Source organism: Mycolicibacterium komossense (assembly GCF_025822605.1).
Taxonomy (GTDB): Bacteria; Actinomycetota; Actinomycetes; order Mycobacteriales; family Mycobacteriaceae; genus Mycobacterium; species Mycobacterium komossense.
On the sequence record NZ_JACKTY010000015.1, the window covers coordinates 1 to 356 of the forward strand.

Annotated in this window: 1 protein-coding gene and 1 pseudogene; both read right to left on the minus strand. The window is 67.7% G+C overall.

The features are described from left to right. Positions 1-149: ethanolamine ammonia-lyase subunit EutB (gene eutB, locus H7J73_RS06015; protein WP_264066358.1), on the minus strand; the 149-nt coding region annotated here is incomplete at its 3' end. Continuing rightward, positions 146-356: pseudogene (locus H7J73_RS06020) on the minus strand (ethanolamine permease); the annotation flags it as partial. The gene eutB and the pseudogene H7J73_RS06020, both read right to left, overlap by 4 nt.

Consider the following 356-nt stretch of genomic DNA (forward strand, 5'->3'; position numbering starts at 1 on the left):
ACCCAGGCGGCCGCGGCCCGTTCACCGTCGTGCTCGGCCGCGCAGCCGGCGAGTTGATCGCCGGAGCGCAGCGGGGTGGCCTTGGCCATCACCTCGACGAGACCGTCGAAGCTGTAGTTCACCCCCGAGACCTGCTGGTGGTACTTCATTTCAGGGCACTCTCCGCTTCCGCGAGCATCGCGAACTCCTCGTCGGGTGAGTTGGCCACCAGGCGGTGCCGGCTGTAGAGCGCGAAGTAGAGCATGAACGCGCAGAACACTGCCAGGCACAGGCCCGCGGCCACCGGGCTGACCACGAAGGTCGCGATGAGCGCCACGACCGCGATGATCAGGGCGAAGCCAGTGGTGACGATGCCG